Annotated in this window: 17 protein-coding genes; 12 read left to right on the plus strand and 5 right to left on the minus strand. The window is 66.6% G+C overall.

Annotated elements, in window-relative coordinates; genetic code table 11:
* Positions 1-143: 143 nt before the first annotated feature.
* Positions 144-2,432: an isocitrate lyase ICL2 gene (gene aceA, locus B8W69_RS09645; protein ID WP_085289604.1), complete on the minus strand. Its 2,289-nt coding sequence runs from the start codon at positions 2,430-2,432 to the stop codon at positions 144-146.
* A gap of 245 nt (positions 2,433-2,677) precedes the next feature.
* Positions 2,678-3,391, minus strand: a complete 714-nt coding sequence (locus B8W69_RS09650) for an MBL fold metallo-hydrolase (RefSeq protein ID WP_085289605.1) — start codon at positions 3,389-3,391, stop codon at positions 2,678-2,680.
* Between the two features lie 105 nt (positions 3,392-3,496).
* Here B8W69_RS09650 and B8W69_RS09655 point away from each other — a divergent pair, with 105 nt between their 5' ends.
* The 5 genes from B8W69_RS09655 to B8W69_RS09675 all read left to right on the plus strand — a co-directional run bounded on the left by B8W69_RS09655 (position 3,497) and on the right by B8W69_RS09675 (position 6,278).
* Positions 3,497-3,820, plus strand: coding sequence for an ArsR/SmtB family transcription factor (locus B8W69_RS09655; RefSeq protein ID WP_085289606.1), 324 nt, complete (start codon positions 3,497-3,499; stop codon positions 3,818-3,820).
* Positions 3,817-4,233 carry an SRPBCC family protein gene (locus B8W69_RS09660; protein ID WP_085289607.1) on the plus strand — a complete coding sequence of 139 codons (417 nt, stop codon included), beginning with the start codon at positions 3,817-3,819 and terminating at the stop codon, positions 4,231-4,233. The genes B8W69_RS09655 and B8W69_RS09660 overlap by 4 nt, the downstream gene beginning before the upstream one ends.
* 50 nt (positions 4,234-4,283) lie before the next feature.
* Complete coding sequence (locus B8W69_RS09665; RefSeq protein ID WP_085289608.1) at positions 4,284-4,730, plus strand: SRPBCC family protein; 447 nt, start codon at positions 4,284-4,286, stop codon at positions 4,728-4,730.
* A gap of 67 nt (positions 4,731-4,797) precedes the next feature.
* Positions 4,798-5,406 carry a YbhB/YbcL family Raf kinase inhibitor-like protein gene (locus tag B8W69_RS09670; protein WP_085289609.1) on the plus strand — a complete coding sequence of 203 codons (609 nt, stop codon included), beginning with the start codon at positions 4,798-4,800 and terminating at the stop codon, positions 5,404-5,406.
* Between the two features lie 17 nt (positions 5,407-5,423).
* Entirely contained in the window at positions 5,424-6,278 is an 855-nt protein-coding gene (locus tag B8W69_RS09675) for a lipase family protein (RefSeq protein ID WP_085289610.1), read from the plus strand.
* On the opposite strand, the gene B8W69_RS09680 is transcribed toward B8W69_RS09675, so the two are convergent.
* Positions 6,279-7,865 (minus strand): phytoene desaturase family protein, encoded by a 1,587-nt coding sequence (locus B8W69_RS09680; RefSeq protein WP_085289611.1) that lies wholly within the window; start codon positions 7,863-7,865, stop codon positions 6,279-6,281.
* Positions 7,866-7,977: 112 nt separating this feature from the next.
* On the opposite strand from B8W69_RS09680, the gene B8W69_RS09685 reads away from it, so the two are divergent.
* The 6 genes from B8W69_RS09685 (at position 7,978) to B8W69_RS09710 (ending at position 12,145) form a co-directional block, all read left to right on the plus strand.
* Positions 7,978-8,577 carry a TetR/AcrR family transcriptional regulator gene (locus B8W69_RS09685; protein ID WP_085289612.1) on the plus strand — a complete coding sequence of 200 codons (600 nt, stop codon included), beginning with the start codon at positions 7,978-7,980 and terminating at the stop codon, positions 8,575-8,577.
* Between the two features lie 194 nt (positions 8,578-8,771).
* Positions 8,772-9,254 (plus strand): carboxymuconolactone decarboxylase family protein, encoded by a 483-nt coding sequence (locus B8W69_RS09690; RefSeq protein WP_085289613.1) that lies wholly within the window; start codon positions 8,772-8,774, stop codon positions 9,252-9,254.
* Between the two features lie 17 nt (positions 9,255-9,271).
* Positions 9,272-9,901, plus strand: coding sequence for a nitroreductase family protein (locus tag B8W69_RS09695; protein WP_085289614.1), 630 nt, complete (start codon positions 9,272-9,274; stop codon positions 9,899-9,901).
* Positions 9,901-10,395: an SRPBCC family protein gene (locus B8W69_RS09700; RefSeq protein WP_085289615.1), complete on the plus strand. Its 495-nt coding sequence runs from the start codon at positions 9,901-9,903 to the stop codon at positions 10,393-10,395. Before B8W69_RS09695 ends, B8W69_RS09700 begins: the two co-directional genes overlap by 1 nt.
* 71 nt (positions 10,396-10,466) lie before the next feature.
* Positions 10,467-11,108, plus strand: a complete 642-nt coding sequence (locus tag B8W69_RS09705; RefSeq protein ID WP_085289616.1) for an Rv1352/Rv1906c domain-containing protein — start codon at positions 10,467-10,469, stop codon at positions 11,106-11,108.
* A gap of 71 nt (positions 11,109-11,179) precedes the next feature.
* Entirely contained in the window at positions 11,180-12,145 is a 966-nt protein-coding gene (locus B8W69_RS09710) for an FAD-dependent oxidoreductase (RefSeq protein ID WP_085289617.1), read from the plus strand.
* Here B8W69_RS09710 and B8W69_RS09715 read toward each other — a convergent pair.
* Entirely contained in the window at positions 12,142-12,537 is a 396-nt protein-coding gene (locus tag B8W69_RS09715) for a phage holin family protein (protein WP_065028746.1), read from the minus strand. The two genes, B8W69_RS09710 and B8W69_RS09715, sit on opposite strands and share 4 nt — an antisense overlap.
* Positions 12,538-12,584: 47 nt before the next feature.
* Complete coding sequence (locus tag B8W69_RS09720) at positions 12,585-13,652, minus strand: amidohydrolase family protein (RefSeq protein WP_085289618.1); 1,068 nt, start codon at positions 13,650-13,652, stop codon at positions 12,585-12,587.
* Between B8W69_RS09720 and B8W69_RS09725 the strand changes: the two genes are divergently transcribed.
* Positions 13,651-14,997: an MFS transporter gene (locus tag B8W69_RS09725; RefSeq protein ID WP_439330599.1), complete on the plus strand. Its 1,347-nt coding sequence runs from the start codon at positions 13,651-13,653 to the stop codon at positions 14,995-14,997. The genes B8W69_RS09720 and B8W69_RS09725 overlap by 2 nt on opposite strands.
* The last annotated feature ends 2 nt before the right edge of the window (positions 14,998-14,999 follow it).

The raw sequence follows: 14,999 nt of genomic DNA on the forward strand, positions 1-14,999 counted from the left end.
ATCGAGGTCGGTACCAGACTGCCGGTGCAGGTGGGTGGCCGCGTCAGGCCCTGACAACCTACCGACGCACGTCGGACCTGTATCGATGGGACGGGTCAGCGGCCGCCGCATCGGTCGATGGGCGGCCGCGGCCGACCCGCTGGCTAATCTTCTTTGGTGATCAACTTGCGCAATGCGACCCGGTCCGGCTGCAGCAACTCGGCGATGCGGGGCCGGTTCACCTCAGCAACGATGATCTCGCCGACCTCCTGGTAAACCTCGCTGAAGATGCCGTGCGATTTCATCTTCGAGGTCTGATACTGGTTGTCCTCGGTGGGCGTCACATAGATCACCGCGTCCGCCTTGAAGCGGTGCACCAGCCAGAGGTGGATCAGCGTCATCAGCCGCTTCTGCCGTAGCTTCTCGGCGAAGGTGTTCTGGTCGCGCACCTGAAGGATGCTGCGGCCGTGCCGGTCCTTGATCGGATCGACGACGACGTTGGCCAGCTGCTCGTCGTCGTTGCCGTAGATGCCCAGCTCGAGCACGTCCGAGCCGGCCCGCCGGGGCCGCAGTTGCACGCGGAGTTTCTCACCGAGGTTGTAGTTCTCGCTCCACATCGCCAGCCACTCCTCGAGCAGCTTCTTCGGCACCTCGGTCTGCACCAGGTGCTGGTGCTGGGTCGAGCCCTCGCCCATCGCCTTGGTGGTTGCGGTGCGGCCCGATGAGGCGGTCAACGCCGCGTCGCTGCGCGGCCCGCCGACCAGGGTTTGCGGTGTGCGGTAAGGCGATTCGACCAGGCGCATCTTGCGCTGCAGGCGGGCCAGGGCCAGCATGCCGTCCTGCTGCAGCGAGGTGGCGAACTCCTCGGCCGCGACGCCGTCGATCTGGTGCCCGCCATAGGTGATGAAGTTGAAGACGAAACCCATCTTGCCCAGTTCCTCGGGGAACTGTTTCATCTGCTCGTCGGTCATGCCGGTGGTGTCCCAGTTGAACGACGGCGACAGGTTGTAGGCCAGCATCTGGTCGGGGAACTCGGCGTGGATGGCGTCGGCGAACTGCTTGGCGTCGGCCAGGTCGGCGGTCTTGGTCTCCATCCAGAGGATGTCGGCGAACGGCGCGGCCGCCAGGGATTTCGCGATGGCGTACGGGATGCCGCCGCGGATCTGGTAGTACCCCTCCGGGGTCTTCGACAGCTCGCAGTCCCAACCGGGGTCGACGCCCAGCTCCTTCGCCTTGGCCTTGGCGGAGTACAGGGACGCACGCGCCGCGAAAGCGCGCCACTCGTCGACGCTCATGTCGGCCGGCTCGCCTTCGCTGGCATCGAATTCGAGCACCTCGGCCACGGCCTCGCCGTAGGTCATCAGCCCGGCGTCATCCTCCCAGGCCGCCACGAACCGCGACTCGACCTGATCGAACAGGTCGCCGATCGACTTTTGACCGTTCTCGCGCCACGTGTTGACGGCGTCGGAGATCACGCCCTGGATGCCCTGCCGCTCGAGCCAGGCGCCGGCCTCGGCGTATTCCCCCTCCGGCAGCGCGTAGAGCAGGTGACCGTTGAGGTCTTTGACACCCAGCTCGTAGAAGCGGCGCACCATGGCCAGGAAGCACGACTTGTACGACGGGATGTTGAGGTTGGTGGCGCCGAGCAGGAACGGCTGGTCGCGCTCGTCGGCCCGGCTGTCGAGCAGGTTGGCCGCCTCGGCATCGGTGCGGGCGACGATGATGCCCGGCACCTTCATGATGTCGAGCTGGAAGCGCGCGGCGTTGAGGCGTTTGATCTGCTCGTCCGACGGCACCAGCACCTTGCCGCCCTGGTGGCCACACTTCTTGGTGCCGGGGCGCTGGTCCTCGATGTGGTACCCGGGCACGCCGACCTCGACGAACCGGCGGATCAGGTTGCGCACGTGCGGGTCACCACCGTGGCCGGTGTCCGCGTCGGCGATGATGAACGGCCGGTAGTCGTATTCCGTGGCGGTGGCCCGCTGCTGCTCGCTCATGTTCAGGCGCTGGTACTGCTGGTTGCGATCAGCGGTCAGCAGCGCGCGCACCAGCACCGCGGCGTCGTCGGGCACCTGACTCAGCGGGTAGCTGGCGAGGTCGGGTCCGGGATCCTCGGTGGTGGAGCCCTTGGCGGATGTCGCCCAACCACCCAGATAGATCCCCTCGATGCCCATGCGCTTCATCGCGACGGCCTGGCCGGGCGAGTACGGGCCGAACGTAGTGATGCTCTTCTTCTCGGCGAACAGCTCGCGGAGCCGCTCGTAGAAGGCGGCCGCCGCGTTGCGGGCGACGGTGTAGTCGGTGGGGATGGTGCCGCGCTGCTCTGCTACCTGGCGGGCCGTGAAGAGGCGCGTGATGCGAGAAAAACGCGGCTCGTCGAAGTATTGCTGCGTGGCAGCGACCTCGTCGTCGAACGATGGCCGGACTTGCGTGTCCTTGTCGATGATCGCCATATCTTCCGCTCCTCTTCGCACACGATTGCACTGAACGCGAGTCTATCCCCGGGAACGGCGGTTCAATCAGGGGTCGAAGGACTCGAGCCAAAACTGTTGCCGCACCCGGTACTTGCGAGAGCTTTTCGGCGGCGGGTCGGTGATCGGCGCGGATCGTTCGCTGCCCGGGATGTTCGCCGACCGGGGTGCCGCGCCGTGGTGGGCGTCAACGCCGTGGGAGACAATACTTTTCGGCACGGTGTCGATCAGGGGGCGGCTGCACGGCTGGCCAGCCAGTCCCGCTGGCGCCGGACGAACCTTGCGTCGACGACGCCGCCATGGCCCGGGACGTAGATCGCGTCGGGGCCACCGACCGCCAGCAGCCGGTCCAGTGTCGCCGGCCAGGCCGCGACATCGGAGTCGGTGTCGATCGCGGGGTCGCCGGACTCCTCCACTAAGTCACCGGTGAACACCACGACCCGCTCGCCATCGTCCGCGCCGGGCGCGACCACCACCAAGTCCGTCGCGGTGTGGCCACGGCCGAGGTGGGCGATCGCCACCGTCCGGTCCCCCAGGTCGACGATGGCGTCGTAACCGCCGCTGTGCGCGGGCCGCAAGGCGGCGACCGCCGCGTCCACCTCGGCGGGGTCGGCGCCATGCCGCAGGGCATCCTTGCGGAGCTGGTCGGTTGCCGAGGAAAGGTGTTCGGCGACCTCGGGGGCGCAGTGCACCCGTGCCCCGGTGAACAGTGATGAACCCAGTACGTGGTCGAAGTGCTTGTGCGTCAAGACAATATGGTTCACCGGGCGCCCGGCGAGCAGTCGGACGTCGGCGTCGATCGCGGCCGCCTCGGTGAGCGTGGTTCCGGTGTCGACGAGCAACGCCCCGTTGCAGCCCCACACCAGCCCGATGGTCACGTCGCAGAACGGGAGCCGGCAGCGATGCACGCCACAGGTCAGTCGTTCCCAGGCGAGATGCACACCCAAGAAGGTAGCCGCGCCGGATTCCGGTCACCACCTTTTCCCCGGCCTTCCCGGCGGCCTTATGTCGGAAATAGTTGACATGTCGGGAATATCCGACATAGATTGGCGGATGTGGCCAGTGTCGATCGCGTCTTCCTGGCGTTGGCCAACCCGGTGCGGCGCGAACTGCTGGAGATCCTCTTCGACCAACCGCTGTCGGCGGGGGAACTCAGCGAACGGTTCGAGCTCAGCCGGCCGGCGGTCGCCGAGCACCTCAAGGTGCTGCGTGAGGCGGGGCTGGTGGCTGACCAGCCGCACGGGCGGCATCGCATCTACCGCCTGACCGCGGAGCCGCTGGCGGAGCTCGGCGAATGGTTGCATCCCTTCGAGAAGATCTGGCGTGCCCGACTGGCCAAGCTCGCCGAGGTGGCGGAGGAGCTGAAATGACCGAAAGGTCACGGTTCGCGACCATCCGGGTGGATCAATTCGTGGCGGCGCCACCGGCCACGGTGTGGCGATTGCTGACCGAACCCGCCCTGATGAAGCTGTGGTGGGCCGAGGGGCAGGTGGCCGCGGTGGTGGGCCACCGGTTCACCCTCGACATGCCGGGCTACGGCAAGCAGCCGTGCACGGTGCTCGAGGTCGACCCGCCGCACCGGTTCGTGTACACGTTCACTGCCGCCTGGACACTGACCTGGCGATTGGAAGCCGAAGGGGGCGGTACCCGAGTGTTATTGGAACACAGCGGCTTTGACCTCGACGACAATCGCATGGCGCAGGCTTTCGAGCGGATGGGGCCGGGATGGCGCGACGTCGTCCTCCCCCGGCTCGCTCGGATCGGCGCCCAACCAGGTCCCTGACGCGCCGTGCGGCTGGTTTCGAGCCGCACCGCACTGGCTATTTTCCCGACATGGCTATCACGGATTCCCGCGAAGTCGTCATCGAGGCGACGCCCGACGAAATTATGGATGTGCTGTTCGACATCGAGTCGTTGACCGAGTGGTCGTCGGCCCACAAGAAGGTCGAAGTGCTCGAGCGCGACGACCAGAATCGCCCGACCAGATCCAGACAGGTCGTCAAACTCGTCGGCGTCAGCGATGAACAGGAGCTGGCGTACACCGTCCACGACGACGGCGTGGGCTGGACCCTGATCAGCGCCAAACAGCAACGCGCTCAAGAGGGTCGGTACACGCTCACCCCCGAAGGCGAATCCACCCGGGTTCACTTCGAGCTGACGGTGGACCTGGTGGCGCCCGTGCCCGGGTTCCTGGTCAAGAAGGGGGCCAAGAGCCTGATGGACACGGCCACCGAGGGTCTGCGCAAGCGGGTGCTCGAAGTCGAGAAGCGCGGCAAGTAATGTCACCGCGCCCGGGTTGAAAATCGGGTCCTTCCCCACCGCGAGCGCGCGAGTCAGACTGTTATTCATGGAATCGACGCCGGCGGGCACGCTTCACCGAATCGCGGCGATCATCGGTGCGCTGGCGATCGCGCCGGGGCTGGCCGGCTGCGGCGGCCAAGGTCATGGCCACCAGACCACATCGTCGACGCCGAAGATCACCACCCTCGGCCGCACAGTGCCGAACGCGCCCGGGGACGGGCCATTGACAATCAGCAGCCCGGCTTTCGCCGACGGTGCGCCGATTCCGGTGCAGTACACCTGCAAAGGCGCCAATATCGCGCCGCCGCTGGCCTGGTCGGCGCCACGGGGCGCGGCCCTGGTCGTCGACGACCCCGACGCCATCAACGGCCTGTACATCCACTGGGTCGTTGTCGGGATCGCCCCCGGTTCGGGCAGCACCGCCGACGGTCAGACCCCGGCCGGGGCGACCGCCCTGCCGAACACGGCGGGTCAGCCCGAGTACAAGGGCCCCTGTCCCCCGGCCGGTACCGGAACGCATCATTACCGGTTCACCCTCTACCAGCTGCCCAATGACTATCGACTGCCCGGCGGCCTGGCCGGCGTTCAGGCGGCGCAGACGATCGCCGGCGCCGCGACCGCGCAGGCGCAGCTCACCGGAATGTTCGGCGGCTGAACCCGAGCGGGCCCGCCATGCCATCAGAACCGACGTTAGACGTAACGCAGGCAATACAATTCGCCCAGCTCGTCAATGCGACCTACGGGACGTCGCCCAGCGACCTGACGAATAAGGCCGGTCAAGAGTTGAGCGCCGGCGGCGTCGACTACACCGTGGTCACCACGATCTACACCAACGATCTGGCGACCGACATGAACCCGGCCCGTGGCCTCGACGAAGTGTCCATCGGGCTGATCTGCCAAGAGGACAAGACGGGCGACGTCGCGATCGCGATCCGCGGCACCGAGGGATGGCTGGAATGGATTAACGACGCCGACTTTCTCCAGGTGCCATGCCCGTTCCTGGCCGGCGCCGGGCACACCGAAGACGGCTTCACCGACATGTACGAATCCCTGCGGACCGGAACCACGCCGGGTTCGCCGACGGTGGTCAACGCGCTCGGGGCACTTCCGTTCGCTCAACCCGTCGGCTCGGTGACAATCTGCGGGCACAGCCTGGGAGGGGCACTCGCGACACTGCTGGCGCTTGACGTGGCCGCGAACACAACGTTCACCAACCCGGCCGTTTACACCTACGGCAGTCCACGCACCGGCGATTCGCTGTTTGCGGGCACATTCGACCAGGTCGTCAAGACCTCCTATCGCGTCGCAAACCGCCTGGACATCGTCCCCGCGCTGCCCCCGCCCATCGACTACGAGCACGTGCTCAATCCGGTTGAGCTGAACCCGGTCCGGTTGCTGCCGCTTCCACCCAAGGTCTTAGTCAAATACACGGTGCCATGCGAACATTCGCTCGCGACCTACCTGTACCTGTTGTCGCTCCAAACCACCGGCGCGGTCGTGCCCCTGGACCCCGGCTGCCAACCCTAATCAGACGGTTCGGCACGCGTCGTCGAGCACCTGATAGGCGGCGTTGTAACCGGGGGTGAAGGTGATGCCCGGTCCGCCATGACATCCGGCGCCGGCGAGGTACAGGCCGTCGATCCCGATGGGCATATCGAGGAAGCCTTTCGGGCCGGGCCGGTTGGGACCCATCAGGTCGGGGTGCAGCAGCCCGTGGCAGAAGTCGCCCGAGGGCGCGCCGAACATGGTGTTCATGTGGTAGGGCGCGAACGTGATGTGGCGAATCAGGATGTCCTTGAAGTTCGGCGCCAGGCGGGTGATCTTGTCGATAACGCGTTGAGCCATCAAGTTTTTGAGATGCCCGTGCTGGTCGCGGGTGACCTCGACCGGGAAGGCGTAGGCGAACGCGCTCGCCGCGTGCTTTCCGGGCGGCGCCATACCGGGGTCGTGCACCGACGGGATCTGCATTCCCATCGATGGGTTATCCGGAACGACGCCACGCCGGCAGTTTTCCCAGTGCAGCTGCTGGGATTCGGGTGACCCGAAGATTCCGACCGACTGTTGCATGCCGTCGGCGTTGAGGAACTCATATGGCGGAGCGAATTCGGGCAGCCCATCCAGGGCGAAGTGGATCTGCACGAACGAGGCCCGGTGGTCGCGGCCGGAGATGCGTGAGACCAGCTGTGCCGGAACATGTTCTGGCGCAATAAGTTCGGTGAGCGTGATATCCGGCGACAGGTTGGACACCACGATGGGCGCCGAGATCGTCGATCCGTCGCGCAGACGCACACCGGTCACTTTGCCGTGGTCGACGAGGATCTCCTCGGCCTTGGTGCGGAACCGGATCTCGCCGCCGTGGGCGATGAAGAGCTCGCGCAGATGCGCGGTGAGTGCGCCGATGCCGCCCTTCAGCTTCGTCATCATCGCGGTGCTGGCCGCGTCGTTTTGGGGCACGGCTAATGCAAACGCCAAACAGGTTGCGCTGCCCGGTGTGTACGGGCCGCGGTAGGTCGAGTTGACGGCCAGGAATGCCAGCATCCCGCGCATGACCGCGTGCTTGTCTTTGTCGGGCAGGTAGCGGTCGATCACGTCCATGGCCGAGCCGAACAGCATCTCGTGAATCGCCCGGCGTTCGGCCTGGTCGGTCGCGCAGGCATACATCTCATCGAGGGTCTTGGGCGGCCGGCGGACGTCGAAGCGGCCCAGCGCCTTCGCCGGTCCCTGACTCCAGCCGATCAATTCGGCCATGCCGGTGACCGCCTCGATGCCGTGCCTCTCGCTCAGATGCGTCATCAGCCGCATCGGGTCGCGGTAGAAGATCATCGGCTCTTCGCCGTGTTCGCCGATGTTGATGGACATCACGTCAGGTTCCACCGCCGGCAGCGTGTCCAGCCCGAGGTCCTTGGTGAGCTGGCTCGCGATGGGGAACTGCACCGAACCGGCGATCTCGTACCGGAAGCCGTCGATCAATTCGACCGTCGCGGCCATCCCGCCCGCGTAGGTGTTGGCCTCCAGGCACAGCGTGCGCAGGCCCGCGCGCTGCAGGATCGCCGCGGCGGTCAGCCCGTTGTGCCCGGCGCCCACGACGATTGCGTCGTACTCGGTGTTGGTCATGATGTCGGCCCTCGCCTCCGTCGGGTGATCGCTTGGCAAGAATATGTCAGTACTGACATAATTGAAAGATGCCAGTCGTGACCCGCTCGCCTGGGATACGATCACCGCTGAGATGACCGCCCCAGGCAACCGTCATGAACAACGACGACGATCGACGCATGAGGCACTTCGTCAAGCGGCGTTGAAGTGCTTCGCCCACAAGGGGTTTGCGAACGTCACCGTCACCGAGCTGGCCCGCGAGGCCGGTGTCACCGAACGCACCTTCTTCCGGCACTTCCCGACCAAGGAAGCCGTGCTCTTCCAGGACTACGAGACCCAGTTGGAGTGGCTGGCCGAAGCGCTTGCGCAGCGACCGGCCTCGGAATCGCTGTTCGACGCGGTACTGGCCAGTGTCACCGCTTTCCCGCACGACCTCGAAGTGGTGCGCCAGGCCGCGACCGCCCGGGCCGAGCTGATCAGCGCCGAGCGGATCGCCGGTCACCTGCGGGTCGTGCAGTCGTCGTTTGCCCGCGTGCTCACCGACTTCGTCAGGGGACGCAATCCGGATCTGGCGAACATCGACCTGGCCGCCGAGGTCGCGGGTTCCGCGATTGCCGCGGCCCTTGTTGCGGCAGTGGAGAATTGGGGCCGCAGAGGTTGCTCCGGCGATCTTGGCGCGGACGTGACCGCGAGTTTGGATCTGATGCGTTCCGGTCTGGCGTCACTTGCCTGACGGTTCGCGGCCCCCGCCCGGTGCTCGGGCGGGACCTCCTTGGTGAGCAGGTGGACGAGCGGCGCGCGGGGCCACCCGGTGTCTTCCATGACCAGTGCCAGAGGGTGCCGATTGTCGGGTCTATGCCTGGCCTCGACGACCACGATCTGGTTTGCTCAGCTCAGTACCTCTCTTCACCGGGCAGGAGTTCGCTGATGGCCCGTCTCAACGTGCCGGATGGCCCCGGCGGCGAAGCCGCCATGATCTGGACGCTGCGGCCGGAACTCGGCGGCATGGTCGAACGCATGATCCGCGGCGCTTATCAGCAGAGCATCCTTCCCGCCAATGAGCGCGAGCTCGCCCGGATGCGCATCGCGCAGATCAACGAGTGCGTGGCCTGCTCGGATTTTCGCGCCCAGTCGGTGTTGGACGCCGGTGTGTCACCCGAGCTGTACGACAATGTCGCCGCGTACGCAGGCTACCCGGGATACACGCCGCGCCAACGCCTTTGCATCGAGTACGCCGAGCGCTTCGCCACCGACCACGCCTCTCTGGATGACGTCTTCTTTCAACGACTTCGGGAGTTGTTCTCCGACGAGGAGATCTTGGATCTCACGCTGTGCGTCGCGGTCTTTCTCGGCCTGGGGCGCTCGCTGAGCGTGTTGGGCGTCGACCAGTCCTGCGCCATCGACCTCTGACGACTCGGAAGGAACCCATGGACATCGCCACCGTCGACGAACTGCTGAGCACCACGCGGTCGGTTCGTAAACGCCTCGACCTGACCCGCCCGGTAAGTCGCGAGGTGATCCTGGAGTGCATCCAGCTGGCGATGCAGGCGCCGACGGCCAGCAACACGCAGGACTGGCGCTGGCTGGTGATCACCGACGCGGACAAGCGAGCCGCGATCGCCGAGATCTACCGCAGCATCGGCGCGCAATACCTGGCGTACGCGGCGGCGAACGCGACGGACCCTCAGACGCAGAGGGTGTACCAGAGCGCCATGAGCCTGACCGAGACGCTGGCCGAGGTGCCGGTGCACGTCATTCCGTGCATCGAACAGCGCATCGACTGCGCCGAATTGGGCATCGCCGCGGCGGCCTGGGCATCGATCATCCCGGCGGGCTGGAGCTTTCTGCTGGCTCTGCGCTCGCGGGGGTTGGGGTCGGTGTGGACGACGATGCATCTGTTCAAGGAGCAGGAGGTCGCCGAGCTACTCGGCATTCCGCCCACCGTCACGCAGGTGGCGCTGTTCCCCGTCGCCTACACGATCGGCACCGACTTCCGTCCGGCCAAGCGGCCCCCCGCGGAGACCATCACATTCTGGGACAGTTGGGGAGACGGCTGATGCAGTCCTACACGGTGCGCTTCCACATCGACGCTCCGCCGCGGAAGGTCTGGCGGGTGCTGCATCCGCCGGCGCCACCGAATGCCCCACGCCCGCGGGTGCTCACCTGGCCCACCGGCAGCATGGAAATCCTCAACGAGGGCGACGAAGCCGGTGAGGGACTGGTCCGCACCTGCATCTTCGAAGTGCCCAAATACCTGCTGACCGGCGGCAGAGCGCGATCGTGGGAAACGGTGACCGAGGCAGAACTCAACAAGCTGTCGCGCTACGTGGCCGTCGGCGCCCCGCTGTGGTCGCGCGCCGAGGGCTATCACCGGCTCGAAGAGCAGCCCGACGGCACCACAGTGCTGACGTTCCATGAGACCTATCACGCCTACAACCCGGTGCTGCGCTTCTTCCTCGAACGCCCGGTGCACGCGAAGATCTCCCGCGACAACCTCGAGACCTACGAGCACGCGCTCGGTTACGCGGGCCGAGTGCGGCGACTCCCCTAGCTGATATTCGCCGCAGGGCCGGTTTCGCAACGATATGAATTAGGTTCTTGACCCCGGTACCCTCGATGCCTATGGGTGGAGTACCTACTGCGGCAAGGTTGGTTGCTGCGAGCCTGATGGTCGCGGGCTGGGCCGCGTCCACCGTGGTCGCCAGCGCTGATCCGGACGAGACACAGGGACCGGCGCCCGGGCCGACACCGGCTGCGTCACCGGCACCGTCGCCGGGCGCCCCACCCGCACCCGCCGGGCCGAAGACGTCTATCGATAAGGACGGCATCTACGCGGTGGGAACCGACATCGTGCCGGGCATCTACAGCTCCGGGGGCCCCGTCGACAACGGCACCTGCTACTGGAAGCGGACCGGCAACCCAGACGGCAACCTCATCGACAACGCCATGTCGAAGAAGCCGCAGGTAGTACAGATTGATCCGGGCGATAAGGCGTTCAAGACCTCGGGCTGCCAGCCCTGGCAGCTGACGCCGGACGCCGTTCCGCCCTCGACCGCGCCTCCCGCGGGTGTGCAGGGCACGCTGGGCATCCTCAACAGCCTGCTGGGCGGTCAGCAGCAGGCGCGGCCCGCCTCGCCGTCCCCGCAAGCTCCGGCGGCTGCACCGGCCCCGCAAGCTCCGGCCGCCTCGCCGGCTCCGCAGGCGCCGGCCGCTTCACCGGCCGCGCCGGCGACCTCGGTGGCCCCGCAGGCCGCGCATTCCTGACCCGCCTCGAGAGCACTCGACGCTGACCCCGGCGCAACCCGGGACGGGCCTCTTTTCGCTACCGTGGCGCCGTGGCACATTCGCAGCAGATTGTCGTCGTCGGTGCGGGCGTCAGCGGATTGACGTCGGCCATCTGTCTGGCCGAGGCGGGCTGGCCGGTCCGGGTGTGGGCGGCCGCGACGTTGAAGCGGACGACGTCGGCGGTGGCCGGCGCGATCTGGCTTCCCCCGCGGCCCGCCGAGCGTGCGGCCGAGACGCTCGGCTGGGTCGAGCACTCACTGCGGGTGTTCGCCGATCTTGCCCAGGATTCCAACTCCGGGGTGCAGCTGGCGCCGGCGCTGGCCGTCGGTGAGCTGAGCGCGAGCCAGGCGATGTCGTCGGCCGCGGCGGCGCTGATCCCCGACCTGCGCCCGGCCGACGCGGCCGATGTCCCCGAGGGCTTCGGCGCCGGATTTCGCGCGACCGTGCCGATGATCGACATGCCGCACTATCTCGACTACCTGACGAGGCGGCTGGCGTCGGCCGGCTGCGAAATCGAGGAGCGTCCCGTGCAATCTCTCGACGAGGCCGCCGACGCCGCCGGAATCGTCGTCAACTGCGCCGGGCTCGCTGCGGGCGCGCTGACCGGTGACGACACCGTGCAGCCGTTATTCGGCCAGCACGTGGTGCTCACCAATCCCGGTCTGCGGCAACCGTTTGTGCAAATCAACGACGGTCCCGAATGGACCTGCTACTTCCCTCACCCGCAGCGGGTGGTCTGCGGCGGCATCAGCATCCCCGGCCGCTGGGACACCGCGGCCGACCCCGACTTGACCGAACGCATCCTGCAGCGCTGCCGCGTCGTCGAGCCGCGACTCAACGACGCCGAGGTGATCGAGGTGATCACCGGGTTGCGTCCCGACCGTCCGTCAGTGCGGGTGGAGGCCGAGCCGTTGGGGCGGGCGCGCTGCATCCACAATTACGGGCACGGCGGCAACGGCGTCACCTTGTCCTGGGGTTGCGCGCGCGAGGTTGTGAGCCTGGCAAGCGATGGTTAGCGCCCGGCGCCGGTGCGCCGAATCACCAAGGACAGCAACCAACTAACGATCGACAGCACGATCGCGGCCCAAATTGCGGTCCACCAAAAGTGATCGATCTGCAGCCCCCAATGCGTGGTGTGCTCGGTGATCCGCGCGGTGATCCAGAGCATCAGCGCATTGACGACGACATGGAACAGGCCGAGCGTCAGGATGTACAGCGGTATCGACAAGATCTGGACGATGGGCTTGATGAAGGCGTTGACCAGACCGAAGATCACGGCGACGACGAAGATGATGCCGACCCGCTCCAGCTTCGTGTCGCCACCCACGAAGCTCAGGCCGTGCACGAAGAGGGTGACGATCCACAACGCCAATCCGGTCAATGCGGCGCGCAGCAGAAAAGGGCCCATGCCCCGAAATCCTGCCATCCGCTCGGCCGGGAAGTAAGCCGGAAAGCTCAGTTCAGGTTGTAGAAGCGCTGCGCGTTCAAGCCACCGATCTTTTCCCGGGAGCCCTCGCTGATGTCGCCTCGCGTGCGCAGGTGCTTGGTGCTCTCCGGCCACTCGCCGTCCCAGTGCGGGTAGTCGCTGGCGAACATGATGAAATCGTCGCCCAGCACATCGATCACGCCGGGCAGGATCGGTTCCTCCGGCTCGCACGTCACCCAGATATTGCCCGCGGCCAGATAGTCGTGCGGGTCGCGTCGCCAGCCGCGCTCCACCCAGTCGCCGCGCTTCTCGTAGTGCTCGTGCAGCCGATCCATGAAGAAGGGCACCCAGCCCGCGCCCGCCTCCAGGAAGGCGACCCGCAACTCCGGGTGGCGCTCGAAGACGCCGCCGGAGACCATCGCGGTCATCGCCGTCATCTGGTCGAACGGAAAACTGATGCAGTGCACCTGGATGTAGTTCGTGAAGCGGTCCACGCCGATCTTGGGCAGATGGATGCCGGGGGCGCCGTGCACGCCCAGCGGCATGCCGAGATCGACGGCGGCGGCGTAGAACGGGTCCAGGTCGGGATGGTCGAGGTTGCGGCTCTTGAGCGCCGGCGGCGCCAAAGTCGCAATCAGCCCAAGCTCTTTGGCCTCCGTCATGACGTCGACGGCCGCCCGGCCGTGCTCGATCGGTGTCACGGCGACGCCGCGCAACCGGCCGCCCGACGAGGCGCAGTAGTCCGCGATCCACTGGTTGTACAGGCGGGAGAAGCCGGCGGCGAATTCCGGATCCTCGAGACTGGGCGCGCACAGTCCCATGCTCGGATACAGCACCATCGTGTCGATGTGATCGAGGTCCGCGTCGCCCAGCACGCCCTCGGGTGAGCGGCAGTTGATGTCGGGCGCCTTGCTGATCCCATGCTCGGGTGGGCAACCCGCGCCCGGGCCCGTGTCCTCCGGGTAATTGCGGCCTTCGAGCGTCAGACCCGGCCGCCCGTCCGTGCTGAACTTGACGTGCTGCGGCCAGCGTTTGATCGCTTCGATTGCCAGCGAAGAATTCTCGGCCACATGCCCGTCGGCGTCGATGATCCGCATGTATCCGGAACTTACTCCGGGAGTCCGCGTGGTGGAACAGGTCGCGCTATCGCGCCGCGTCCTGCACGATGCTGACGTGACCAGTCCTCAGAAAAAGTTGACCGCCGATCAGCGGAACTCCTTGATCGCGGCGCTACTGGGCTGGACGATGGACGCCTTCGACTACTTCATCGTGGTGCTCGTCTACGCCGACATCGCCAAGACGTTCCACCACAGCAAGGCCGAGGTCGCGTTCGTCACGACGGCCACCCTGATCATGCGGCCCGTCGGCGCGCTGCTCTTCGGGCTGTGGGCCGACCGCGTCGGCAGGCGGCTGCCGCTGATGGTCGACGTCATGTTCTATTCCGTAGTGGGCTTCCTGTGCGCGTTCGCGCCGAACTTCACCGTGCTGGTCATCCTGCGCCTGCTCTACGGCATCGGCATGGGCGGTGAGTGGGGGCTCGGCGCCGCGCTCGCCATGGAGAAGGTGCCCGTCGAGCGACGCGGGTTCTTTTCCGGGCTGCTGCAGGAGGGGTACGCGTTCGGCTACCTGCTGGCGAGCGTCGCCTCATTGGTCGTGATCGACTGGCTCGGGCTGTCGTGGCGGTGGCTGTTCGGGTTGAGCATCGTGCCCGCCCTCATCAGCCTGGTCATCCGCTACCGGGTGGAGGAGTCCGAGGTGTGGGAGGCCGCGCAGGACCGGATGAAGCTCACCAGCACCCGAATCCGCGACGTACTGCGCAGCGGCGCGATCATCCGTCGGTTCATCTACCTGGCGTTGCTGATGACGGCGTTCAACTGGATGAGCCACGGCACGCAGGATGTCTACCCCACCTTCCTGGGCGCGCACGCCAACCACGGCGCCAGCCTGGCCAGCACGACGGTCAAGTGGATCGTGGTGGTTTACAACCTCGGCGCCATCATCGGCGGGCTCGTCTTCGGCACCCTGTCGCAGCGATTCAGCCGGCGCTACACCGTCGTCTTCTGCGCCGTCTTGGCACTGCCGATCGTGCCGTTGTTCGCGTACTCACGCAGCGCGGCGATGCTGTGCCTGGGTTCGTTTCTGATGCAGTTGTTCGTGCAGGGCGCCTGGGGCGTGATTCCCGCCCACCTCACCGAGATGTCCCCGGATGCCATCCGCGGCCTCTACCCCGGCGTGACCTACCAGCTCGGAAACCTGCTGGCGGCGTTCAACTTGCCGATCCAGGAACGCCTCGCCGAATCACACGGCTACCCGTTTGCCCTGGCGGCGACGATCGTGCCCGTGCTGATCACGGTCGCGGTGCTCACGCTGATCGGCAAGGACGCCACCGGAATCCGGTTCGGCACCACCGAAAGCGCTTTCCTGGCAAGCGAAGTGGCGTGACG

Source organism: Mycolicibacterium vulneris (genome assembly GCF_002104765.1).
GTDB classification, from domain to species: domain Bacteria; phylum Actinomycetota; class Actinomycetes; order Mycobacteriales; family Mycobacteriaceae; genus Mycobacterium; species Mycobacterium vulneris.